General features: G+C 39.8%; 27 protein-coding genes. 14 read left to right on the plus strand and 13 right to left on the minus strand.

Going from position 1 to position 24,210, the window contains the following annotated elements:
• Positions 1 to 50 precede the first annotated feature (50 nt).
• Positions 51 to 947 carry an MBL fold metallo-hydrolase gene (locus WBF63_RS11525; RefSeq protein WP_424369868.1) on the minus strand — a complete coding sequence of 299 codons (897 nt, stop codon included), beginning with the start codon at positions 945 to 947 and terminating at the stop codon, positions 51 to 53.
• A gap of 110 nt (positions 948 to 1,057) precedes the next feature.
• Between WBF63_RS11525 and WBF63_RS11530 the strand changes: the two genes are divergently transcribed.
• On the plus strand, positions 1,058 to 2,431 hold the full coding sequence (locus WBF63_RS11530; RefSeq protein WP_424369869.1) for an HTTM domain-containing protein: 1,374 nt from the start codon (positions 1,058 to 1,060) through the stop codon (positions 2,429 to 2,431).
• 247 nt (positions 2,432 to 2,678) lie between these two features.
• Here WBF63_RS11530 and rplS read toward each other — a convergent pair whose 3' ends face one another.
• The 7 genes from rplS to lpxK all read right to left on the minus strand — a co-directional run bounded on the left by rplS (position 2,679) and on the right by lpxK (position 6,710).
• A complete protein-coding gene (rplS, locus tag WBF63_RS11535; protein WP_424369870.1) occupies positions 2,679 to 3,023 on the minus strand; it encodes a 50S ribosomal protein L19 in 345 nt (114 codons plus the stop codon).
• Between the two features lie 86 nt (positions 3,024 to 3,109).
• On the minus strand, positions 3,110 to 3,343 hold the full coding sequence (locus WBF63_RS11540) for a hypothetical protein (protein WP_424369871.1): 234 nt from the start codon (positions 3,341 to 3,343) through the stop codon (positions 3,110 to 3,112).
• An 81-nt stretch (positions 3,344 to 3,424) separates the two neighbouring features.
• Positions 3,425 to 4,021 carry a porin family protein gene (locus WBF63_RS11545; RefSeq protein ID WP_424369872.1) on the minus strand — a complete coding sequence of 199 codons (597 nt, stop codon included), beginning with the start codon at positions 4,019 to 4,021 and terminating at the stop codon, positions 3,425 to 3,427.
• 89 nt (positions 4,022 to 4,110) lie between these two features.
• Positions 4,111 to 4,515 (minus strand): hypothetical protein, encoded by a 405-nt coding sequence (locus tag WBF63_RS11550; RefSeq protein WP_424369873.1) that lies wholly within the window; start codon positions 4,513 to 4,515, stop codon positions 4,111 to 4,113.
• The gene (locus WBF63_RS11555; protein ID WP_424369874.1) at positions 4,512 to 4,829 is read right to left on the minus strand and encodes a DUF6787 family protein; all 318 of its coding nucleotides are present in this window, start codon (positions 4,827 to 4,829) and stop codon (positions 4,512 to 4,514) included. The genes WBF63_RS11550 and WBF63_RS11555 overlap by 4 nt, the downstream gene beginning before the upstream one ends.
• A gap of 50 nt (positions 4,830 to 4,879) precedes the next feature.
• Entirely contained in the window at positions 4,880 to 5,695 is an 816-nt protein-coding gene (locus WBF63_RS11560; protein WP_424369875.1) for a purine-nucleoside phosphorylase, read from the minus strand.
• A complete protein-coding gene (gene lpxK / locus WBF63_RS11565; RefSeq protein ID WP_424369876.1) occupies positions 5,679 to 6,710 on the minus strand; it encodes a tetraacyldisaccharide 4'-kinase in 1,032 nt (343 codons plus the stop codon). The genes WBF63_RS11560 and lpxK overlap by 17 nt, the downstream gene beginning before the upstream one ends.
• 140 nt (positions 6,711 to 6,850) lie before the next feature.
• Between lpxK and WBF63_RS11570 the strand changes: the two genes are divergently transcribed.
• The 7 genes from WBF63_RS11570 (at position 6,851) to WBF63_RS11600 (ending at position 14,720) form a co-directional block, all read left to right on the plus strand.
• Positions 6,851 to 7,663, plus strand: a complete 813-nt coding sequence (locus WBF63_RS11570; protein ID WP_424369877.1) for a cobalamin-binding protein — start codon at positions 6,851 to 6,853, stop codon at positions 7,661 to 7,663.
• Positions 7,664 to 7,812: 149 nt separating this feature from the next.
• Entirely contained in the window at positions 7,813 to 9,246 is a 1,434-nt protein-coding gene (locus WBF63_RS11575; RefSeq protein WP_424369878.1) for a dicarboxylate/amino acid:cation symporter, read from the plus strand.
• A 267-nt stretch (positions 9,247 to 9,513) separates the two neighbouring features.
• Complete coding sequence (locus WBF63_RS11580; RefSeq protein ID WP_424369879.1) at positions 9,514 to 9,945, plus strand: META domain-containing protein; 432 nt, start codon at positions 9,514 to 9,516, stop codon at positions 9,943 to 9,945.
• Positions 9,946 to 10,038: 93 nt separating this feature from the next.
• Entirely contained in the window at positions 10,039 to 11,598 is a 1,560-nt protein-coding gene (locus WBF63_RS11585) for a M20/M25/M40 family metallo-hydrolase (RefSeq protein WP_424369880.1), read from the plus strand.
• Positions 11,599 to 11,717: 119 nt separating this feature from the next.
• Positions 11,718 to 13,427, plus strand: a complete 1,710-nt coding sequence (locus WBF63_RS11590; RefSeq protein ID WP_424369881.1) for a glycoside hydrolase family 10 protein — start codon at positions 11,718 to 11,720, stop codon at positions 13,425 to 13,427.
• A gap of 189 nt (positions 13,428 to 13,616) precedes the next feature.
• Positions 13,617 to 14,123: a pyridoxamine 5'-phosphate oxidase family protein gene (locus WBF63_RS11595; protein ID WP_424369882.1), complete on the plus strand. Its 507-nt coding sequence runs from the start codon at positions 13,617 to 13,619 to the stop codon at positions 14,121 to 14,123.
• 48 nt (positions 14,124 to 14,171) lie between these two features.
• On the plus strand, positions 14,172 to 14,720 hold the full coding sequence (locus WBF63_RS11600) for a type 1 glutamine amidotransferase domain-containing protein (protein ID WP_424369883.1): 549 nt from the start codon (positions 14,172 to 14,174) through the stop codon (positions 14,718 to 14,720).
• Between the two features lie 42 nt (positions 14,721 to 14,762).
• Here the strand turns inward: WBF63_RS11600 and WBF63_RS11605 are convergent, their stop codons facing one another.
• Entirely contained in the window at positions 14,763 to 15,134 is a 372-nt protein-coding gene (locus WBF63_RS11605; RefSeq protein WP_424369884.1) for a DUF5763 domain-containing protein, read from the minus strand.
• A gap of 111 nt (positions 15,135 to 15,245) precedes the next feature.
• Here WBF63_RS11605 and WBF63_RS11610 point away from each other — a divergent pair, with 111 nt between their 5' ends.
• Positions 15,246 to 15,905 (plus strand): HAD family hydrolase, encoded by a 660-nt coding sequence (locus tag WBF63_RS11610; protein WP_424369885.1) that lies wholly within the window; start codon positions 15,246 to 15,248, stop codon positions 15,903 to 15,905.
• Positions 15,906 to 16,115: 210 nt separating this feature from the next.
• On the opposite strand, the gene WBF63_RS11615 is transcribed toward WBF63_RS11610, so the two are convergent.
• On the minus strand, positions 16,116 to 16,322 hold the full coding sequence (locus WBF63_RS11615; protein WP_424369886.1) for a type II toxin-antitoxin system Y4mF family antitoxin: 207 nt from the start codon (positions 16,320 to 16,322) through the stop codon (positions 16,116 to 16,118).
• 105 nt (positions 16,323 to 16,427) lie between these two features.
• On the opposite strand from WBF63_RS11615, the gene WBF63_RS11620 reads away from it, so the two are divergent.
• Together WBF63_RS11620 and WBF63_RS11625 are read left to right on the plus strand one after the other, a co-directional pair.
• The gene (locus tag WBF63_RS11620) at positions 16,428 to 16,610 is read left to right on the plus strand and encodes a nuclear transport factor 2 family protein (protein ID WP_424369887.1); all 183 of its coding nucleotides are present in this window, start codon (positions 16,428 to 16,430) and stop codon (positions 16,608 to 16,610) included.
• 14 nt (positions 16,611 to 16,624) lie between these two features.
• The gene (locus tag WBF63_RS11625) at positions 16,625 to 16,807 is read left to right on the plus strand and encodes a nuclear transport factor 2 family protein (RefSeq protein ID WP_424369888.1); all 183 of its coding nucleotides are present in this window, start codon (positions 16,625 to 16,627) and stop codon (positions 16,805 to 16,807) included.
• 39 nt (positions 16,808 to 16,846) lie between these two features.
• Here the strand turns inward: WBF63_RS11625 and mnmE are convergent, their stop codons facing one another.
• The 3 genes from mnmE to WBF63_RS11640 are packed head-to-tail and all read right to left on the minus strand — an operon-like array spanning position 16,847 to position 20,152.
• The gene (gene mnmE, locus WBF63_RS11630; protein WP_424369889.1) at positions 16,847 to 18,247 is read right to left on the minus strand and encodes a tRNA uridine-5-carboxymethylaminomethyl(34) synthesis GTPase MnmE; all 1,401 of its coding nucleotides are present in this window, start codon (positions 18,245 to 18,247) and stop codon (positions 16,847 to 16,849) included.
• A gap of 9 nt (positions 18,248 to 18,256) precedes the next feature.
• The gene (locus WBF63_RS11635; protein ID WP_424369890.1) at positions 18,257 to 18,910 is read right to left on the minus strand and encodes a metal-dependent transcriptional regulator; all 654 of its coding nucleotides are present in this window, start codon (positions 18,908 to 18,910) and stop codon (positions 18,257 to 18,259) included.
• A 9-nt stretch (positions 18,911 to 18,919) separates the two neighbouring features.
• Positions 18,920 to 20,152 carry a metallophosphoesterase gene (locus WBF63_RS11640; RefSeq protein WP_424369891.1) on the minus strand — a complete coding sequence of 411 codons (1,233 nt, stop codon included), beginning with the start codon at positions 20,150 to 20,152 and terminating at the stop codon, positions 18,920 to 18,922.
• Positions 20,153 to 20,305: 153 nt separating this feature from the next.
• Between WBF63_RS11640 and WBF63_RS11645 the strand changes: the two genes are divergently transcribed.
• Genes WBF63_RS11645 through WBF63_RS11655 form a run of 3 tightly spaced genes read left to right on the plus strand, consistent with a single transcriptional unit; the run spans position 20,306 to position 24,200 of the window.
• The gene (locus tag WBF63_RS11645) at positions 20,306 to 20,851 is read left to right on the plus strand and encodes a hypothetical protein (RefSeq protein ID WP_424369892.1); all 546 of its coding nucleotides are present in this window, start codon (positions 20,306 to 20,308) and stop codon (positions 20,849 to 20,851) included.
• 24 nt (positions 20,852 to 20,875) lie between these two features.
• Positions 20,876 to 21,898, plus strand: coding sequence for a WD40/YVTN/BNR-like repeat-containing protein (locus tag WBF63_RS11650; RefSeq protein WP_424369893.1), 1,023 nt, complete (start codon positions 20,876 to 20,878; stop codon positions 21,896 to 21,898).
• Positions 21,899 to 21,917: 19 nt separating this feature from the next.
• On the plus strand, positions 21,918 to 24,200 hold the full coding sequence (locus WBF63_RS11655; protein ID WP_424369894.1) for a hypothetical protein: 2,283 nt from the start codon (positions 21,918 to 21,920) through the stop codon (positions 24,198 to 24,200).
• Positions 24,201 to 24,210 lie beyond the last annotated feature (10 nt).

Consider the following 24,210-nt stretch of genomic DNA (forward strand, 5'->3'; position numbering starts at 1 on the left):
AAATATTCTTTGATTCCAGAACGGAAAATTAGATTTAAACGTATTAAAATCTAAATCCTTCCTTGCTCTTTGAGTTTCCAATAACGCAACAATCCGGCCACAGACATCCAACTTGGATTGGCATATTCGTATCGCTGAATATTTTCTTCCGAAACACCGGCATCTCTCAATTGGTTTTGTGTGTATTCCATGAATACCGGTGTAATCCGTTCCGGTAAATTAGCAGCATCGTATTGCTGTTTCATCCAACTCGCCCAATCATCCAAAATCAATTCAAGTTCCCTTAAATGCTGTAAAGGATTTTCAATCATTCCGAAATGTGTCAAATAAAGTTTTTCAGGGTTCAGACTTTTTAATTTTTCGATGGACTCCAACCAAAGTTCCACATTGATATCTGGTGGTGGACAAGGCGGAACCACCGGACCATTCCCAATTTTAACACCGGCTACATCACCGGTAAAAACCAAATTACCGAGTTGATAAGCATTGTGATGAACCGCATGACCGGGCGTATAATGCACTTTTATTTCCATTCCACCGATCTCGAGCACATCGCCATCATCAGCAGGAATCAGCAAATTGGTATCAATCGGTTTCATCTCACCCCAAAGACGTTCCATATCATCCTGATAAATCATTTTGGCCGAATTCCAAAGCTTTTCGGGATTTTGCAGGTGAGGCAATCCGACTGGATGAACATAAATATTTGCTCCGGCTTCGGCAAATTTCCAGGCAGCTCCGGCATGGTCAAAATGAATATGTGTCAGTAAAACGTCTTTGATTTCTTTCAAGTCAAATCCTTTTTTCCTCACCGCCTCGCTGAGATTTTCATAAGTCGTTTCGGGACCGGATTCAATCAGAATCAATCCGTCATCGTATTCAATCAGAAAGGAAGCTATCGCTGATGATTCTTCCAGAAAGTCCAAGTCCAGAATATGAATTATCATAAAGTTTGTTTTATAATTTTCACCAAGTTAGTAAGATTTCAGCAAAACTCAGATTTCAATTGAATGGTTAGTATGATAAATTTTAATAGTTTTGAAACGGATTAACATTTATGTTCGGCAATTTTCTATTTCAAAGGATTGACAATTCACAAATCATCGTATTCCGAATTTTCTTCGGACTATTGATGGCGGTGGAATGCTGGGGTTCGATCGGAACCGGATGGGTGAAGGAAACCTTTGTGGAGCCTGAATTCAGTTTTACTTTCATTGGTTTTGAATGGACCCATTTCCTTTTGGGAAATACCATGTATTACCTTTACGGATTTCTCGGACTGATGGGAATTCTCATTATGCTCGGGGCTTTTTACCGTATGGCAACGGTGCTATTTGCGCTGGGCTGGTCGTTGGTGTATTTTATGCAGAAGGAACATTACAACAACCATTATTATTTGGTGATGTTGATTGCCTGGTTTATGGTTTTTATTCCGGCTAATCGTTTCAAAGCCGTTGACGTATGGATTTGGCCACAAATCCGTTCCAATTATACATTTCTCTGGACACGACTGATTTTCATTCTCCAACTCCTTATCGTTTATACTTTTGCCGCCATTGCTAAATTATATCCGGGATGGATGAATGGCGACTTTTTGATGGTGCGTTATCAAAGTGTGTCGCATTGGGCACATAAAAACATTGCCTGGGATCCGCTCACGGAATTTCTCCGCAGTCGTGATTTTGCGCAGATTTTTTCATGGCTTGGTTTTGGGTTTGATTTGCTGATCGTTCCTTTACTACTTTGGAAAAGAACAAGGGTAATTGCATTTTTTGCCGCTTTCTTTTTCCATATTTTTAATTCGGTTACCTTACATATCGGGATATTTCCCTATTTCGCACTCGCATTGGCTGTCTTTTGTTTTCCCGAAGAAACGATCCGCCGAATATTCTTCCCGCGTAAAACTAGTTTTATGGCGGGTTCAACCGAATTTCAGCCAAGGCACCGCAATCAGAATGTATTTACCTTTGTATTTTTTGTTTATATCGCCTGGCAGATTTACCTTCCTTTGCGCCATTGGCATATTCCCGGTGATGTTCTTTGGACAGAAGAAGGGCACAGGCTTTCCTGGCGGATGATGCTGCGCACCAAGTCTGCTACCACTCATTTTTTCATGGTGGACAAGGAAACCGGTGAACGATCTAAGGTTAATTTGAGGGATTATATGACGAATCTTCAGCGAAATCGTGTTACAACACGCCCCGATATGATCTGGCAGTTTGCACAATACCTGAAAAAAGATCAGCTCGAAAAAGGAAAGGACGTAAGTGTGTATGTTCAATCCCGACTTTCAATTAACCAGGGACCTTATCATGAATACATTGACAGTGAAACCGATCTTGCCAATACCAAATGGAAATATTTCGGGCATCAGGATTGGATTTTGCCAGAACCTGATGATTATATGAGGATAGAACCCAAAAGGAACTAAACTATAAATTTAAAGATTGTGATGCGTGAGGGATGGAGGCATTGTCTGAGCTCTTTCTTTTTGCTTTCGAGAATTCAGGCTAGATTTGAACATCTCAGGCAACAAAAAGAAAAGCGAGTGCTGAGAGCCCGACTCTGTTACGCTAAACTTTTATTTTATAACCTATTTTGAATCGGAACAGGGACACGCCCAAAATAAAAAACTCCCAAATCTTTCGACCGGGAGTTCTATGGTAAGAATTCTTTTCTTATGCTTCTTTGATACGGGCTTTTTTACCTCTCAGATCTCTGAAATAGTAAATTCTTGCACGTCTTACTTTACCTTTTTTGTTCAGTTCGATTTTCTGAATCGCCGGAAGGTTTACCGGGAAAATTCTTTCTACTCCTACTTCCCCGCTCATTTTACGGATAGTGAAAGTTTCAGTAGTTCCTGTTCCTTTACGTTGGATAACTACTCCACGGAAGAACTGGGTTCTGGTTTTTCCACCCTCTGAAATTTCATAATAAACGGTGATGGTGTCTCCCGTTGCAAAAGCTGGAAATTCTTTTTTAGTGACAAATTTGTCTTGTACGTATTTAACTAAACTGTCCATTTTGGTGATTTAATCTGTTAACACTGAAAAACATACACGGTTTTCGTCAGAGGTTTGTCAATGGTGTGCAAAAGTATAAAAATTTATTATTCGTGCAAAGTATTTTTGTAAATATTTAATGCTTTCAGGTACTGAGCTTGTTCGACCTGAAGACGATAGCCTTCAAGCACTGTCGGGCCGAAGGAATAATTGACGTTTGTATCGATGATGTGTGCATTGATTCCTTCCTCAATCAGACGGTTTTTTACCACTTCTGCCGTCCAGAGATTGGAGAAAGTTTCCAAAGTCACAAATTTGCGGTTTTCCAGTTCTTTATTCACCTCAGCAATTTAATGATTTTTAAATTTTTAATCCAAAAAAAAATCCCGGATAGTCCGGGATTTATATGAATTCTTCAGTTCTCAGAATCCGTACTGAAGGCCGATCTGAAGTCCGTTGTTTCGAAGTTCATTATCGTCGTTACCCCAACTGGTTTCACCATACTTTTTGATGTCGGTAAGTCCCACAAGATAACGCGCTGTGAGCGCCATATTCCCGTTGAAACGGAAACCGGCTCCCAAAGCCACATTCAGGTCAAACTGATTGAAAGCTTCTTTGTCTTTTTCAATTACCACTTTGTCACCGTTGTCAAATTTATCACGGCTTCCCAGCAAAAAGCTGAACTGCGGTCCGGCTTCAAAATAGAGATTAGGTATAGGTTCGAGCTGGAACATAACCGGCATGGCTATGTAATTCAGCCCAAGGGTGTGGGAACTGTTCCCTGATTCATATTTCACCCCCATGCTGTTGTAGATTAGTTCAGGTTGGATACAGAAAGTAGTTGTGACATGCGCGTGCAGAAAAAGCCCGGCATAGAACCCTACCTTTGAGTTAGTGTTGTCCCAGGATTCAGAACTAACCGTGGAGATGTTAATCCCTCCTTTTGCTCCGAATGATTGTCCGAATCCAAATGTTCCCGAAAGAAACAGAAATAATAATACCCCGTAAATTTTCTTCATGATTACTCTATTTGTCAACAAAAATAAAAATTATGAGATAAAAAAAACCTGATAAATACAGGCCTTATAAACAACTTATTGACTTTTGACTATTTAACAACCTCGCCCCAGACCGCACGGAATTCAGAACCAAAGACATCCGAATATTCCTCACCGTCTTTTTTATAATTCCGAATCGTGTAAACAATATTCTTTTTGGGCGTTTTAATTGGTTTTATGCTTATCAAATCTCCCTGAAGGAACTCATTTCCCAAACAAGGAACCAAAACTGAAATCCTTTCAATATAATCTCCAATCACCGTGGTACCGATGATAATGCTGTAAAAATTCTGTTGTTTGGTAGCACATTCCGGATTAACCATAGTAAAATCTACAATCAAATCAAATTCATCTTTAATTTCCAGATAAGTAAACCGTTCTTCATTTGGTTGCTCCTGAGCATAACCAAACATCATCGCACTGAAAAACAATATCAAACTGAATTTAAATCTCATATATCTTCTGTACTGATTTTTTTCTTCGGAATAAATCTACTAAACATTTTCTTTTCAAAGGCCCAGAAAAATTTAAATTGCCCGAAAATAGTTCCGATGATGACTAGTAAAACATTATAAATCGGGAAAATCAAAATCAATCCCAAAACCGTCGCCAACCATCCCGGCATCACTTCTTCCGAAATTCCAAGAAAACGCACAAATGGTTTGGAAATCCATGCAGAAGCTGATCCTGTAATTGAAAAAACAATCAATATGAGAACCAGTTGAAAATTACTTTCAATATTCCAGCGCTTTTTTAATTTTTCAAACATTTTTTTTCGTTTTTCGTCCCGATAGCTATCGGGATTAAACTTTGCTTTTATCAAGTTCCGCTTTGAATCAAAGCCCTCACTAACTTAATGATTTTTGGCATCGCTTTATTGGCTGCATTCAGAACTTCTTCGTGTGAAACCGGAATTGCAATTTCAGGTCCGCCCAAATCCGTAATCACCGAAATACAGAAAACACGCATGCCCTGATGTTTGGCAACAATCACTTCGGGAACTGTACTCATTCCCACACAATCAGCACCCAAAATTCTTACCATCCCATATTCAGCCGGTGTTTCAAATGTGGGCCCCTGAAGTCCCATATAAATTCCTTCTTTGACTTCAATTCCGTTTTCATTTCCGTAATTCACCACGAATTCACGCATTTTTTTGTCATAAGGTTCTGACATATCCACAAAACGCGGCCCCAGTTCATCATAATTCTTTCCGTGAAGCGGATGTTCGGGCATCATATTGATATGGTCACGGATCACCACTGCATCCCCTACTTCATAATTCGGATTTACACCACCGCTGGCATTGGACAAAACTACTTTTTCGATGCCCAATCCTTTGAAAACACGCATCGGGAAAGTCACTTCTTTCATCGAATAACCTTCGTAAAAATGAAAACGACCTGCCATCATCAGCACCGGACGCCCTTCTATTTTTCCGTAAATCAATCTTCCTTTATGCCCTTCCACAGTGGTTTGCGGAAAGTTTGGAATATTTTTATAGTCGATAACAACTTTGTCCTGAACTTCATCCTGAAGTTTACCAAGCCCCGAACCCAACACAATCACATATTCAGGCTGTTCCGTTAAAAACGGGCGGATGTATGCTACCGCTTCTTTAATTTTTTCTAACATAATTCAATAATTTATTCCTGAAGCCGTCAAAATCATTTAATTCGACTTCAATTGGCAAATAAAACAAATTTTCTATTAATGCCGATTCATCTTTCAGACGCATATAGTCTTTTTCGGTCGTAAGAATGATTTTATGCAAAGCCGGAATCTTGTCAAACTCATCGTCAATCCGCTGAACATCAGCTATTGAAAAATTATGATGGTCAGAAAACTCCATATGATGAACGGTTTTAAATCTAAGTTTCACAAAATCTACAAAAGGTTTTGCTTTGGCGATTCCCGTTACCAAAACCACTTCATATTCACCCCATTCGTCTGATTCAAGCGTAAAACGATGACCAATAGCAGAATTCGAATAAACCACTTTGGAGAAAAATACTTTCTGCCTTGGTTTCGGATGAATTTTATTCAGAATTGCGTCACGCTGCTTGACAGAAAAAGCATCAGGACATTTCGTTACGATGATGATATCGGCTCTTCTGGCTCCCGACCTTGGCTCACGCAGATTCCCTGCCGGCAGAAGATAATCCGATGTATAAGGATCGTTGAAATCAGTCAATAAAATTGAGAATCCCGGTCTTACCTGACGATGCTGAAATCCGTCGTCCATCAATATAACTTCGGATTTATAAAAATTAATCAAATGACGGATTCCGATTACACGGCTTTCCGAAACCGCAACTACAATTTTATTTTTGAAACGGTTGAAAAATTGAAGCGGTTCATCGCCAATATCATAGACTTTGGAACTATAATTGGCAATCACCAGCCCCGAGGTTTTCCTTCCATAACCACGGCTCAGCATGGCCGTCTGAAATTCATCCTTCAAAATATCGGCAACCATCATTACATGCGGCGATTTCCCGGTTCCTCCTACCGAAAGATTTCCCACACAAATTACAGGATTTTTAAATCGGACGGAACGTAGCAAGCCGGTTTTATAAGCCAGATTTCTCAGCGAAACGCCAATCCAGAAAAGCCCTGAAAGCGGAAGTAAAAGTTTTCTCCAGTTCATAATTTTTAACGAAGCGCAAATTTAAGACTTTCATAATGCTTTATTCTCCCAAATTCATGAATTTTATCAACCATTCCCGATAACTTATCCCAAAATTTTCCAATTCTTCGAATTCTGAAAATTATCTGTAATTTAACCCCATGTTTGAAGCCCGTTTTCCACAAAGAATCATCTGCCTGACCGAAGAAGGAACCGAAATTTTATATGCCATCGGCGAGGAACATCGTCTGGTAGGTATCAGCGGATTTACGCGCCGGCCCCCAAAGGCACGAAAGGAAAAACCCAAAGTTTCCAATTTTATCGATGCGAATTTTGATAAGATCCTCGAACTCCAACCGGATTTGGTCGTGGGCTATTCAGACTTGCAGCGTGACATCGCTTCGGAATTAATTAAAAACGGTATCAATGTTTTTATTTTCAACCACCGCAGCATCAACGAAACGCTGGGTATGATTCTCCAGTTTTCTGCGCTCATCGGAAATGAAAAACAAGGAAAAATGCTTGTCGAGCAATACATTTCCAATCTGAATTCGGCCAAAGAATTCGCCAAATCTTTTCCTTATCGCCCCAGAGTTTTTTTTGAAGAATGGAACGATCCGCTGATTTCTTCTATCCAATGGGTAAGTGAACTGATTGAAATCTGTGGCGGCGAACTTTGTTTTCCCGAAATCGCCGATAAATCATTGGGAAAAGACCGCATCCTCGACCCTGATTTGGTCATTGAAAGAAACCCCGACATCATCATCGGTTCCTGGTGCGGAAAAAAATTCAAACCGGAAAAAGTAAAAGCACGGAAAGGCTGGGAAAACATCAATGCAATTAAAAACAATCAATTGTACGAAATCAAATCCGAAATCATCCTGCAGCCAGGTCCGGCTTGTCTCACCGATGGAATCAAAGATATTCAGAAAATTTACAGGAGTTATTTCCAAAGAATAAGTAACGCTTTTTAAAATTACACTTTTTGATTTTGTCAACACATCATTGTTTGGGTTGTCATAAAGGAATTAAAAAAGCTTAAAATTGGATATTTTACTCATTTGTTTATTTTTGTGAAAACATTTTTTCTAATTCGCTCCGTTTTTTACCATAAACACAACACATGAAAAGCAAATTACACGTATTGATTCCTGTTTTATTAATTACAATTACCGCCATTCTCGTCGGACTTGAATTTATCTTTGGAATCATTCCGGAAGATTTGTTATTTGGCGCCCGGTGGATTACACTGCTGAGTCTGGTATACTATTGTATAAAAAAACGTTCACTTACCACTTGGATTCTGTTCAGCATCGTGCTGGGAGCCGTACTCGGATATGATTATCCGGCCATCGCACGTTCCCTTCATCCGCTCAGTCAAGGATTCATACGATTGGTAAAAACCATTGTCGGACCGATATTATTTGCTACCCTCGTTTATGGAATCGCTGGACATTCTGACTTGAGACAAGTCGGACGGATGGCCTGGAAATCACTGCTTTATTTTTACACTGCTACTACCATTGCTCTTTTCATCGGACTTTTTGCAATCAATGTCACACAAGCCGGCAAGGGAATCGATATTTCCAAAGTACCCAATACCGAACTCCCCGATAAATCAAGCGCAGTTTCAGCTTCAGATGCCGCAGAACTATCCAATCTACCCGAAAATGTGCATTGGATTTTCAAAACGACAGCTTTCTTCCGCGATGTCTTCCCTGAAAACATCATCAAATCCATTCATGAAAACAAGGTTCTGCAAATCGTTGTATTTGCAGTCGTATTCGGTATTGGACTTGCCTTGGTGGAAGAAAAGAAACGAAAACCACTCGTCGATTTGATGGAAAGCTTAGCCGAAACCATGTTTAAATACACCAATATCATTATGTATTTTGCACCGATTGGAGTCGGCTCAGCCATGGCTTATACGGTCGGTCACATGGGAATTGATATTCTCAAAAATCTGATAATGTTATTGCTAACTTTATACGGTGCCTTAACTTTATTCTTACTCGGCGTACTTCTGCCGATTGCGCTTTACATGAAAGTTCCCATCAAAAATTTCATATCGGCACTTAAAGAACCGGTTTCCATTGCCTTCGCTACCACCAGTTCCGATGCCGCTTTGCCAAAAGTGATGACCAATATGGAGGATTTCGGGGTTCCGCGTAGAATTGTGTCTTTTGTAGTGCCGACCGGCTATAGTTTCAACCTCGACGGAACAACGCTTTACCTTTCCCTTGCTTCTATTTTTGTGGCCCAAGCCGCCGGAATGGATTTATCCATCGGACAGCAATTGTTAATTTGTTTGACTTTGATGATTACGAGTAAGGGCGTTGCCGCCGTTCCGCGCGCTTCGCTAATTATCCTTATTGCGACGGCCGATCAGTTCGGATTACCTCTTTTTGTGATTGCAGCGATTCTGGGAATCGACGAATTGATGGATATGGCAAGAACTTCTGTAAACGTAATCGGAAACTGTCTAGCATCTGTTGTGGTAGCGAAATGGGAAGGAGAATTTGATCAGGAAAAGGCGCTGAATTATAAAGCAGACTAAGAAGTATTAAGATTTAGAGTATTAAGTATCAAGACTGAGTAAGTTCGCACCTTTTTGGGGCGGAAAATGAAATTAATAGAGACTCAAACCCCCATTGTAAAACACTTAAAATGAGCGATTTGACGCATTGAGCGGAGTCGCCTTAAATCCGAAGGATTCTTAACAGAACTTAATAAAATTTAGTTTTCTTAATGTTTCAAATTTTTAGAATAAATGAAATGTACAAATGGCACAACCTTTGAAATTCAGAAGGGAAAATTTAAAATTATGAGACATCTAATCATTATTTCGGCGGTTCTTGGAATGCTGGCATTCCAATCATGCACCACACAAGGAAGCACAACCGATCAGACACTCAACCTGGACTTGAGTGGAACCTGGACTTTGACGTACATTGACGAAACTTCGGGAACCAATATTGACGATGGTTTCCCTAACAAAAAGCCTACCCTGACTTTGGAAGCTATTTCCAAAAAATTAACCGGAAATACCGGATGTAACCAAATGTTTGGAAGTTTTACCACCCAGCAGAACAAAGTAAGTTTCTCCGGAATCGGAACGACCAAAATGTATTGTGAAGGAGTAAAAGAAGCGGAATATCTGGAAATGTTCAATTCAATTCATTCCTATAAAATCCTTGACAACCAACTGATTTTCATGGATCCAGATGGGAAGGATATTTTGAAATATTCGAAATAAAAATTCATTAAGATAAGCAAGCACTCTTCGGAGTGCTTTTTTTTATGGAATTTTTACAAATTCTATTATCTTTAAAAATTAAATAAATAACACATGAAACAGATCAAAATTCTTTCGGTTCTGCTGATGATTTCCTTTGGGTTGAACCTGAATGCACAAAAGAAATTAAATCCCGTAGTAGAAAAAATTCAGAATGAAACTAATTCCGCTTCTCAACTTGAAAAATTAGCCGGAGAATTACTGGATGAAATAGGGCCAAGACTTGTAGGTTCATCCCAGATGGAAGATTCCCACAACTGGGCGGTTGCCACCTTCAAAAACTGGGGAATTCCGGCTTATAACGAAGCATTCGGAACCTGGAAAGCCTGGGAACGCGGCATTTCGCATATCGATATGATTTCTCCTTATGTGAAATCCCTCGATGCTATGCAGCTTGCCTGGTCGCCTGCCACCAAAAAACCCATCACAGCCGAAGTAATCGCACTCCCTTTGTTTAATTCCGAAGCCGAATTCAAATCATGGCTCCCAAAAGTAAAAGGCAAAATCGTGCTGATGTCTCAGAAACAAAATTACGGACGTTCCGATTATCAATACAAGGAATTCGGAACCGAAGAAACTTATAAAAAAATAACAGAAGAAAAGAAAAATGAATCCGATGCCTGGAAGAAATCCATCGAACTCACCGGTTATAATAACAACAGCCTTCCGCTCCTTCTGGAAGAAAACGGAGCCGTTGCAGTAGCCATTTCCAACTGGACGGGCATCATGGGATCCAACCGTATTTTTGGTGCAAAAACCAAAAACATTCCCATGATTGACATTGCCAACGAAGAATACAACCAACTTTATCGTCTGGCAGAAAACGGAAAAGCTCCAAAATTGTCCATTGATGTCAAATCAAAATTTAACGGAACTGCCAAAGTTTACAATACCATTGCCGAAATCAAAGGAAAAGAAAAACCAAACGAATATGTAATCCTTTCCGCTCACATCGATTCCTGGGACGGCGGACAAGGTGCTACGGACAACGGAACCGGGGTCATTACCGTAATGGAAGCTGCAAGATTGCTGAAGAAGTTTTATCCGGACAATAAAAGAACGATTTTGGTTTGCCTTTGGGGAAGTGAAGAACAAGGACTCAATGGTTCTCGTGCCTTCGTTGAGGATCATCCCGAAATTGTTCAAAACACCCAAGCCGTATTTAATTTTGACAGCGGAACCGGAAGAATTACTCGAATTAACGGCGGCGGTTTTGAAAAATCATACGACTTCCTTTCTCGCTGGCTGAATGCAGTTCCCAACAATATCACCAAAGAAATCGAAACTACTTATCCGGGATGGCCAAGTAGCGGGGGCTCTGACCACGCATCCTTTCTTTCGCATGGAATTCCAGCCTTTATGATGGGTTCACTCAACTGGGGATATTTCGGATATACCTGGCACACACAACGCGATACTTATGACAAAATCGTTTTTGATGATTTGAAATTCAACACCATTCTGGCGGCAAGCCTTGTGTATATGGCTTCTGAAGAACCGGATATGGTGAATCGTGAAAAGCGAATCATGCCTCTCAATGAAGAAGGAAAACCAGGTGAATGGCCGGAACCAAGAAAAGCCGAGCGTTCATCTGATTATTATTTTGTGAAATAATTCAGTATTTATCCGAATAAGTTAATCTGTGTAAAACATGGTTAAAATTCTCTAAATAAATATACTAAGCCGTCATTAAAATCGTTTATTTTGTGAATTCTTAATTATTTAATCCGACAATGAACATCAGACATCATAAGTCATTAATTCTGACCATCCTAATCTTGGGGATTCTTCACGCTTGTACCACGCAACCGCGTACAAGAACAACTGATCACCGTACCAGTCAGGGCGTGAGAAATCCGGATACCCGAACCAGTGAACCCGTTCGCACTCCGCCACAGGTCGATGAAGCAAAAGAATCTGTAAGGGAATCCGATAAGGAAGACACAAAAGATTCTCAGCCAAAAAGAGGTAACAGTACCCGCATGGACCATAAACCGGTTTCTCAGAAAACTAAAGAAAAGGAAGAAGAAAGAATTAAGATCGCACTTCCTGAAGTCAACCGCGAATTCCGTGCAGCATGGATTGCCTCTGTTGCCAATATCAACTGGCCTTCCAAAAGAGGTCTTTCCACTGAACAACAAAAAGCAGAAGCGATCAGAATTTTGGATCAGCTCAAAGAAAACAATTTCAATGCGGTTATTTTCCAGGCGCGTCCTTCTGCCGATGCTCTTTACGACAGCCCTTATGAACCGTGGTCAATTTTCCTGACCGGCGAAACCGGAAAGGCTCCTTCGCCTTATTACGATCCGCTCGAATTCTGGATTGAAGAAGCACACAAAAGAGGTTTGGAACTACATGTTTGGCTAAATCCTTATCGGGCTCACCACTCCAACGGCGGAAAAGTCAACGGTGCTTCTATGGTCAATAAGATGTCTTCGGAAATAGTAAGACTGAAAAACGGAATGTATTGGTTTGATCCGGCTAAAAAAGAAACACAAGACCATGTGAGCAATGTTGTTTCGGACATTGTGAAAAGATATGACATCGACGGCATCCATTTTGACGACTATTTTTATCCCTATGCATCCTATAATAACGGTGCGGACTTTCCCGATTCAGATTCCTGGAATGCTTATCAACGAAACGGCGGAAATTTAAGCAAAGCCGACTGGCGACGCGAAAACGTAAACAATATCATCGAAAGAATTTACAACGAAATCAAAAAAGAAAAATATTGGGTAAAGTTTGGAATCAGTCCGTTTGGAATCTGGAAATCGGGTTATCCAAACGGCGTAAGCGGGCTTTCACAATATGATGAATTATATGCCGATGCTAAACTTTGGCTGAACAAAGGATGGATTGATTATTTCACGCCACAGCTTTATTGGCCCGTAGATGCGCCCCGACAGAATTTTGCAGACTTGCTTCAGTGGTGGGAATCGGAAAATACTCACAGCCGCCATCTTTGGCCGGGATTGAATACCGTGGAAATTAAAGCGGCCGATAAACCAACGGAAATCGTAAGGCAGATTGAAATCACCCGCAGACTGGTTCCCAAAAGCGCCGGTGTGGCGCACTGGAGTTATGCCGGATTGAATTCCAATATGCTAAACCAACTGAAATCGGGTCCTTACAAAGAGAAAGCATTGATTCCGAAAACACATTGGCTGAAACCATTGATTTCGGAAAGACCTTTGCTCACCTTGTTGGATGAACAAAATAATGTACGTGTAAACTGGTCACTGAAAAAGCAAGACAATGTTTCGCATTGGTTGCTATACAAACGCTATGGAGAAACCTGGGAAACTGAAATTCTGGAACCCAATACTACCATTCAGACATTACAAAAACACAAAGACGGCAAAAAATTGGATATGATTGTAATTCAGGCGGTGGACAGACTTGGCCACCAGAGCGATTACGATGTCAAAATTGTCAGCTGATATTCTTATCAGACATAATGAAAGGACTGGTTCTAAGCATCAGTCCTTTTTTTATTATTTTTCTCTCATCCATTTCAAAAATGTTAAAAATCTCCCGTAAATAATTTTTTGGATTCTTATTTGCTTGTTTCTAAGTTGTCCTAACCCATTAATTCTAAATCAAGTATAAACAACTTTAAAATTAAAATTATGAGTACAGACAATTTAAATCAGCAGGAAGCAATCGATAAGTTAAAGGAACTTGCAACCAAAATTGACATCGCAATGTTATGCACGCAAGGAATTGGAAGCAGTCAGATTCATGCTGTCCCCATGAGTACACAGGAAGTAGATGATGAAGGAAATATATGGTTTCTTTTATCGGACAAAAGTGAAAGTTTCCAGCATCTGCAACGAGATTCTATGGTCAACCTTTTATATTCCGACCCCAAGAATTATAGTTTCCTGAGTATTTTCGGATCTACTATGCTTAGCCGCGACAAGGACAAAATTGATAAGTATTGGAATATAGCCATGGACGGATTTTTTGAAAACGGAAAAGAAGATGCCGCTATTTGCGTTCTGAAAATCAATCCGATTGAAGCTCATTATTGGGACACCAAATCCGGTAAGTTCGTTACCTTCCTCAAAGCCACAGTCGCGGGAATTACCGGAAAAAATCCCGACATCGGGCGCGAAGGCGACCTCAACATTTAGTAACGCTAACATTAATACCATAATTCATTAACCCAAAAAATTAAAATCATGTCAAAAAATATTGCCATCATCGCAACGCACGGATTCGAAGAAAGTGAATTGAAATCACCAAAAGAACACTTGGAAAAACAAGGCTGGAATGTGGATATCGTAAGTCCCGAAACTGGTAAAATCAAAGCTTGGGCAGAAAAAAACTGGGGCCCGGAATATGAAGTCAACAAAACCCTGGATCAGGCTTCACCATCAGATTATGATGCATTGGTCGTTCCGGGAGGTGTTTTAAATCCCGATAAACTTCGGGCCAATGAATCCGCTTTGAAATTCGTGAAAACTTTCTTTGAGCAGAAGAAACCGGTGGGTGCTATCTGTCATGGTCCTCAAATTTTGATTGATGCACAAGTAGTAGAAGGCCGTGAAATGACTTCGGTTAAAAATATAAGTACCGACCTGAAAAATGCCGGTGCCAACTGGCGAGATGAGGAAGTGGTGGTTGATGCCGGACTTGTCACCAGCCGTACGCCAAAGGACCTTCCTGCTTTTAACGCCAAACTCGTGGAGGAAATTAATGAAGGAAAACACCGCGAGCAACACGCCTGAACATTTAATATCTGAACCACCCTTGAGGTGGTTTTTTTTTGCTTATCGGGGTTCGTGCTGGTGACAGTAACCATTCCGGTTTCGGGTCTTGTGTTTGCAGCGAGTACCGGATTTGGTGGTTCCTTTGCAACGAACTGTTTCACTCGTACTTCCTTGGGCTTCTCCCGATTTGATACCGAGTGAATTTGATGAACTGGCCGATGAAGATGAGGAAGAAGAGCCGGGTTTGCATTGTGAACATGCACTCAACCCTCTTCTTCGCGCCTGTTCAATTGTCATGGATTCCGAAACGTTTTTAACATAACGGCAGGTAGCTGTATGGTATTTTTCACCTGATGGTGTTTTATAAACAGTTTGGGACAGCGCCAGGGAAAAAGGAAAAAATAAAATCAGGGTGAGTAAGAGGTTTTTCATTTAAAGTATTCTTTTGTAGCAAAATAGAGAAAAGCAAATATAGAAAATTTCCAAATCAATCGGCTTTTAAGTCTTGGTAGTCTTTTTTATCTTTATTGCAAAATATTTCCCATGCTCCTTAAAGCAGTTTTATTTGATATGGATGGAGTGATTGTGGACACCGAGCCGCTCCACCGCAAAGCCTATTTCAAAATGTTTAAAGAATTTAATGCAGAAGTGAGCGATGAACTCTATGCAAGCTTTGCCGGCGCTTCTACCCGAACTGTCTGTCAGAACATCATTGACAAATTCAGTCTGAACTCTAATTTTGAAGATTTACAAAACGTCAAAAGGAAATTCTTTAAAGAACTTTTTTATTCCGATGACGAATTTGATTTAATCCCTGGCGTGAAAAACCTGATTGAACATTACCATCAGCATGATATAAAACTCGTCTTGGCTTCCTCCGCATCTCGGATAACCATCGATATGGTTTTTGAAAAATTCGGCCTCGAACCTTATTTCTCCGGAAAAATAAGCGGAGCCGAACTCAGAGAATCAAAACCCCATCCCGAAATATTTTTACGTGCCGCCCACATAGCAGACGAACCGAACGCCAACTGTATGGTCATCGAAGACTCCACAAATGGTATCCTTGCTGCGCATCGTGCAGGTATCTTCTGTGCAGGATTCAAAAGTTCAAATACACACGGACAGGATTATTCGCTCGCCAATACTGTCGTCACCGATTTCAAAGAACTGGAAATAGAAAAACTCAAAAATTTCTTTTAAATAATAGACAAAAACCTAAATCCACATCCCATAAGGCTTACAGAAGTATCATTTTTGAGAAAAAAGCAATATTTCTTTAAAAATACCAAATTCTTGGTAGGCTTATTCCCCTTAACCACCCTAAATTTGTCCTATTGGAAAGCAGAAAGCTTTCTAAGGATTAGGTTGGTTAGGAGGTACCATCATTCGATTTAGAATGATGGTATTTTTTTATTCCTCCGACAAATCCATCACCCCGAGCTTCTGCCCGAAAACAGCCAGAACCTGATTGACTTTGTCTAAACGCACTGTGAGTTTACCATGTTCCAGTTCACGGATAAAACGCACACCTACGCCCGCTTTTTCTGCAAGCTCACGCTGACTCATATTAAGGCGCTTCCTGCTTTCTCTGATAAAGTTTGAATGTGAAGATTTCATTTGTTTCCTTTAGCCAAAAAGATAAGGATTTTATTTGAATTCAATTTTCTGTACAGCAATGCGGATTTGCTGAAATTTCCGTAAATTCTACCCAAAACAATTTGTATGGAAAATTCACCAAAAAAAATTGTGGATCAAATGTTTGAAGCCTTTAGGAAAGGTGATATTGAAGGAGTAGTCGAAACTGTTTCCGATGATTCTCTTTGGATTTATCACGGAACTAAGGTAATTCCTAGAAGTTCATTTGAAGGCAAAGAAGGCGTTCGCAATTTTTCACCCGGATTTTAAAAGGAACCGAAGTTTTGAAATTCGAAACCGAGGAATTCATCATTCAGGGTAACAAGGTTGCCGTACTTGGAAACGAACACCAACGCGTAAGAAAATCAGGAAAGGAACTCAAACAAAAATGGGTTCAAATCTATACAGTTGAAAATAATCTCATTATAAAAATGGAAGAATTCGCGACTTCGGAAGTAGCAGAATAAAGGCTAATTTATTGAAATATGGAGTTAATTCTATGCAAATTATTTACCGATACAAAACTTCCCGAATATAGTTCCGAGAATATCCTTGTCCACATCAATCTGTCCCGTAATCGAACCGATGTGCGTCAGGGTTTCACGCAAATGAAAGGCCAGCAAATCTCCAGTCAGTCCGATGTTCATTCCTGTTTCTACGTTTTGCAGTGTTTCCAGTGCATTTTGTAAAGCTTCTTTGTGACGAAGATTCGTGATAATAACTGAGTTTTCATCTACTCCGATTGCCGAACGCAATTGTTCTACCAACTCCTGCTTCAGACGGTCAAGGTTAATGTTTTGTTTAACCGATAATCCGAAGTGACGATAATTCGGATGCTCCCTTTCCAGGGACTCAATATCCAGTTCGCGGTCGTGACCTTCCTTATCTATTTTACTCAGCAAATTGAAAACGATTTTGTCTTCCAGAATATCCTTGAGTTCTTTCAGAATCTCCACATCGTCCTCATAAAGATGAATGACCACTTTGGCTTGTTCCACTTTTTCTTTGGCACGCTCCACTCCTATCGCTTCAATTTTGTCCTCAGTTTCGCGGATTCCTGCCGTATCGATAAATCGGAAAGTAATCCCATCAATGGTAATGGTTTCTTCAATCGTATCGCGCGTCGTTCCGGCAATATCGCTGACAATCGCCCTTTCTTCATTCAGCAAAGCATTCAACAAAGTCGATTTTCCTGCATTGGGCTTCCCTATGATCGCCACCGGAACTCCGTTTTTGATCGCATTTCCGTATTCAAATGTTGAAACGAGATTCTGAATCTTAATTTTTAAATTTTGAATAAGCAAGCGAAGCTCTTCACGGTTCGCAAATTCAACATCTTCCTCCGAAAAATCCAGTTCCAGTTCAATCAATGCCGTGAAATTAATAAGTTCTTCACGTAAATCTTTTAATTCCGAAGAAATTCCGCCGCGCATCTGATTCAGCGCTACTTTGTGCGAAGCTTTGTTTTCTGCAGAGATCAAATCGGCAACCGCTTCGGCCTGAGACAAATCAATCCTTCCGTTCAGAAATGCACGCTGGGTAAATTCGCCCGGCTGTGCCACTCGCGCACCGTTTTTTATCAGAACTTCAATGATTTGCTGTTGGATATAAGGTGATCCATGGCAACTGATTTCCACCAGATCCTCAGCCGTAAAAGTCTTTGGCGCTTTGAATACCGAAACCATTACTTCGTCGATTATTTCTTCTTGCGAAATTTGAACTTCGAGCTTCGAATTTCTATTTACTATGAAACCATAATGAACCGTATGGGATTCCACTTTGCTCAGATTTTTTCCTTTGAAAACCTTATTCACAATGGAAATCGCTTCCTCACCAGAGATTCTGATGATTCCCAATGCACCCACACCCTGCGCTGTCGCAGCCGCACAAATCGTATCCTTAAACATTCGACAAAATTACAATTTTTCTACCAGAAGTTTTTCCGTCACTTTCGGACTCAATACTTCGGTTTTTCCATTGAAGTGAACCGTCATATTCTGGTCAAATTCCTCACGTGAAATCACCTCAATCTGAATATCAAGCGTAATGGATTTGGAATTCAGATAACGCAGAAAATCATCATTTGAATTATTAACAGCCACTAGTTTGAGTTTATCGCCCTCATTAAACTTATCCAGTGTTTCATAAGTCTTCCATCTGATTTTCCCTGAAGCATCGGGAATCGGTGAGCCGTGCGGATCAACCGTCGGATAATCCAGCAATTCGTCCATTTTAGCGAAAAACTTTGGTGATTTGATGTGTTCGATTTGTTCAGCCACTTCATGTACTTCTTCCCAGCCAAATCCCATTTTTTCAACCAGAAACATTTCGGTCAGGCGATGTTTACGGATGATGAGCAAAGCCGCTTTCTCGCCCTTCTCTGTCAGTTGAACCGGTTTATAGGACTGATAAATCAGATAACCTTTTTCCGACAACTTTTTCACCATACTGTTGACCGTCGGCATTTTGATGTTCAGCATTTTACTCAGCTCATTGACGGAAACTTCACCTGACTTTTCAGACAAAGTATAAGCAGCTTTCAAATAATTTTCTTCGGTAAATGAAATCATCCCGCAAATCTACGAATTTACGCGCTTTTTGAGTTCAATAAGGGTAATTTCAGGCCAGATTCCCACTCTCCCCGGATAAGCATGATAGCCAAATCCGCGGTTTACATATAGATATTTCCCGGCTTCTTCATATAATCCTGCCCAACGCTGATAAACGTACTGAACCGGACTCCATTTCAGAAAGCCGGGAATCTCAACCCCAAACTGCATGCCATGGGTATGTCCGCTTAAAGTCAGTTGAATGTTACTCGGATGTTGAATGCCTTCCAAATCCCAATGCGAAGGATCATGTGACAAAAGGATTTTAAAATCATTAGAATTCAGACCTTCGGCGGTTTTGTTCAAATCTCCTTTTTTGGAAAATCTTCCTTTGCCCCAGTTCTCCACGCCCAAAATATGAATTTTGGAATTTCCCTTGTTCAGCTCCACTCTTTCATTGTTTAGTAAACGGAAGCCCATTTTGGGATGTGCTGCCTGAATGCCTTCGAAATTCGTTTGTTTTTCGGATTCGGAATCCCAATTGGTATATTCACCATAATCATGATTACCCAAAATGGAATATTTCCCGAATTTTGGTTGTTTGATTTTCGAAAAAGTTTCAATCCATTGATCTGTTTCGGATGCAAAATTATTTACCAAATCGCCCGTGAAAACCAACATATCAAAATCTTGTTGATTAATCAGATCAATTCCGTACTGAATTTTGTCAACATCATCAAAACTTCCACAATGAATATCGGACAATTGCATGAGCTTAAATCCATCAAATTCATCGGGAAGATCATCAAAATAAACCACCTGACGAATCACCCGGTAATTGTACCGCCCTTTCACCATTCCATATAAAAATGAACTAAAGGGAACTGCCGCAACCGCAAGTGCAGATTGGCTGATGAACTTTCTTCTTGAAGGAATATATTTTGAATCAGGCTTCTTGGGCTTAAATACTTTAGTTCCCGCCCAGAACAACCTGGCAAGGTCTTCCAGTAATAGAAAACTCCCCAAAATCATTTTCGGAATATAAATCAAAAGGAAAAGACCGATGGTAATAAGTGTCTGATGTGTTTGTCCGGAATTACTCTCAAATCTTGAAAAGGAATAAATCAAAAACAATGCAGCAACTGCCGAAATCAAAACATAAATCCGGCTGACCCATTTATTCTTAAAACTGGTTTTAACTGCCTGATAAGCATAAATCTCAGCAACAATCGCAAATACAACAAAAAAAATCAAACGCGTCATAATCCACTGCAAAATTACGCAAAAGAAATCCCAATGCTGTTAAAAAATAGATAAGGTAGGCTTAATGGATATGTTAAAAAAACACAAATAGAATGTTAAAAGTTCTGAATTATTCTTAAATTAGCAGATTCATAGTTCTATATTCTAAGAGGAATGTTTGATTGGATCAAAACACTAAATTGGTACGAACAGATACTGTGGCTGATTTCCATCGTGTTTACCCTTATATTTTTTATTCAGATTGCTTCTACTGTAATAAAAAAAACGCCTGACAAAAAGAGAAAATATATTTTCTCCAACTTTCTGGCTTTTAAAAATATAACTGCTTTCTTTTCCATGTTCGGATGGGTTACAATTTCAGCACTTTATCAGAATTATAATATTTCGACTTCTGTAATTTTGGGCGTTGTCAGCGGTATTATTTTGATGGCTGTGATGTCAGTATTATTCTACTTCACCCAAAAATTAAAAGAAAATGAATCTCCCGAATCACCTCAAGATGTGAATTCAACCGGTGAAGTAATTGAAGAAATTGGCAGAAAAAGAAGCCATCCCGGAAAAATCAGAATTAACATAGACGGAGTTCAGAAAACTATGGTGGCACTCACCGATTTTGACCATAACGTAAAAACCGGAACCAAAATCAGAGTAGAATCTGTAACATCCAACGGAATGTTTATCATCAAACCATTACAATAATCATTAATCTAAAAAGGGTCAGAAATGAAACAAAAATTCTTTATGCTTTTGATGTTTTCAATGACAATGTTCTTGTCTGCTCAACAAGTAAAAATCCTGAACCTTGACAAACCTGATGTGACTTTCAGAGGCCTTTCACCGGTCGATAATTTTGTTGTCTGGGTAAGCGGCAGCAAAGGAACCGTAGGGGTAAGCTACAACGGACTGAAAACCGTAAACTGGGTAAGCCCTCCCGGATTTGAATCTCGGGATTTTCGTGCCATCGCTGCACTCGACCCACAAACAGCCATCGTGATAGCTGTTGGCTCACCCGGAATTATTCTCAAAACCAAAGACGGCGGCTCAACCTGGAAAGAAGTTTATCACGATAGTGATCCGGCTGTTTTTATGGATGATATTGACTTTGCAGAATACAACCCCAAACTCGGAATGGTCGTAGGCGACCCAATTAATGGTGAACCTTATGTATTGAAAACCGTCGATGCAGGTGATACCTGGACAAGGATGCCGGCATCAGATCTTCCGGTATTTGCGCTGGATGAAGCCTTTTTTGCAGCAAGTAATTCCAATATTAAACTTTTGGACGAAACCACTTTTCTGGCCGTAACCGGTGGGAAATATTCTCACATCATGTACAATACCAAACCCGCTGTAAAAGTCCCTCTGCCCAAAACAGATTCCCCTACTTCGGGAGCAAACGGAATGGATTATTATCCACTTGATAATTTTGGTTTAATTGTTGGTGGAGACTATCTTAAACCTTCCTCTTCTGAAAACAATCTGTTTATTTTTGAACTCAAAGACATGAGAACACCTGTCATTTCGGCGCCTGAAGTGCCTCCGACCGGATATAAAAGCGGAGTCGCCATACAAAGTGGAACCACAGCCATCAGCTGCGGACTCACAGGAGTGGATATCACCACCGACAAAGGAAAGACATGGAAAAGTCTGACCGGAACTGGTTACCACACCTGCAAAAAGGCAAGAAATGGCAAAAAGATTTATCTGGCAGGTGATGGCGGAAGAATCGGACACCTTTTGCAATAGAGTCTAACCAGATAAAAATATGAAACCAAACTTTAAACCCCGGAAAAAGTTGCTCTATTGGATGGGCGGAATTTTCCTTTTTCTTGTTATTCTCAATTTTGCCCTAAATTTCTGGATCAAAGCCAAAGTACCGGCTATCATTGAAGAAAAAAATGATACCGCTTATAACTTAGCTTTTGAAAAACTAAATTTTTCTCTACTCAACAGCAGTTTGTCATTGAAAGGTGTTTCGGTTACACCCAAAGAGAATTTCCCGGGAAAACTTCCCATCGACTTCACTGCAGATGTGGAAGAAATTCAAGTTGTGGGTGTTAATTTCTTGAAATTATTACGAAAAAAAGATCTCAGCGCTTTCTCAATTAAAATCAACAATCCCGAAGTAACTTATTACAAATCAACCGAAAAAGATACTATACAAAGCCAGTCAAAACTAGGAAGCATTATTCATGTCAGCCATTTCAAAATTACAGATGCTTATTTTAAAATGTTTGAAGCTGACCGCAAAACCAAAGTTTCCGATATAAAAGATTTGGACATAGAACTTGTGGGTGTAAATCTGTCAGAAAGAACCCTTGAAAAAGACATACCTTTTACTTACAAAAGTTTCAAACTGACCTGCGGTGATGTATTCTTCCAGGTAAATCCTTTGCAATCGCTCAAAAGCAGCAGTTTCAAAATCACAAATAATCAGTTTATTCTCAACGGATTTGAAATCAGTTCGCCTGATAGTATTTCCAGTGGTGAACTCAGAAACCACAATCACATACTACCCGAAACAAAAGCACCTACCGTTACTTTTACGGGTCTGGATTGGGGTTATAACCAATCCGATGATTTCTATTTCAAAGCGGAAACCCTTAAGTTTGACTCTGTAGGACTGAAAATTTATGAAACGCGCGACCGTAAAAAAGATTCGGTGTCCGAACCCTCCAATCTGATTCCTTTTGAACTGGACATCAATAAAATTTATTTTCTAAATGCACAACTTAGCGTACAAAACGCATGGGACATCCAAAACCTCAACATAGAAGCTTCTAAAATCCACAACAAAAAAGGCGAAAGAATTACGGTGGAAAACATCTTGCTTGATAATCCCCAAATAATCGCTTTTCAGTCAGAAACCGCAAAAAGAAAAACCAAAGAAGCTGCTTCTGAATTCATTGATGTAATTCAAATTAAAGATTTAGCCATCAAAAATGCGGATTTTAAACTCAATAAATTGAACGGAAATAGAAATCTGCTGAAAGTAAGCAACCTGAATTTCTCTATGAAAAACATTGAGGTCAACCCTGAATCCTACCTGCAAAAAATTCCATTCCTTTACAAAAATGTACTGCTAACGGCAGATGCACTGGATTATAATCCCGACAATGTTTACAGTCTCAAAACCAAAAATATTTCGTTTGAAGACGGGAATTTCAAACTGAATAATTTTGAAATGAAACCCAAGGTAACCCGAAATCAATTTGTAAAAAGTCTGAAAAAGGAAAAGGATTTTTATACCATTACAGCAAAAACCATCCACACAAACCATCTGGATTTCGGGTTTAATGGAAAAGACCTTTACATCAAAATTCCCGACCTGAATCTGGAAACGGTTCATGCCAATATTTACCGCAGTAAAATTCCGCCCGATGATCCTAAGAAAAAACTGATGTACAGTAAATTGCTGCGCGATTTGCCTTTTACACTCGAAGTAAAAAACATCGACTTGAAAAATTCAAAAGTCGAATATGAAGAAGAAACCTTGGACAGCAAAGGGGCCGGCAAACTGACCTTTTCCAATTTTAACGCTAACATAAAAAATGTGTACAGCGGTTTCAAAAAATCATCGGTGCCCGATGTCCGTGCTGATATCACCACCAATTTCATGAACGATTCCCGACTGAAAGCCATTTGGACTTTTAATCCTATGAACCGATCAGAAAAGTTCAACATCAAAGGAAATATTTACAATTTTGACGCAAAAAAAATGACTCCTTTTGTGAAACCTTATTTGCACGTCACAGCCGAAGGAAATATGCGCGAGGTACATTTCAATTTTACCGGAAACGACATCAATGCCACAGGAGATTTCGGTGTGAAATACGATGACCTGAAAGTAACCGTTTACAATCCGGAAACCGGAAAAGTCAGAAAAGTAGTTTCTACTTTGGGGAATTTTCTTGTTAAATCCAATACCAGAGATGAATACAAAGAGGAAAGAATTGAAACCGTCATCCGGAATCAGGACCGTTCTTTTTTTAATTTCTTTTGGAATTGCGTACAACAAGGATTGAAACAAACCGTTTTAGTAATTTAGTCTTTAATGA

This window comes from Moheibacter sp. (genome assembly GCF_049672845.1).
Lineage (GTDB): Bacteria > Bacteroidota > Bacteroidia > Flavobacteriales > Weeksellaceae > Moheibacter.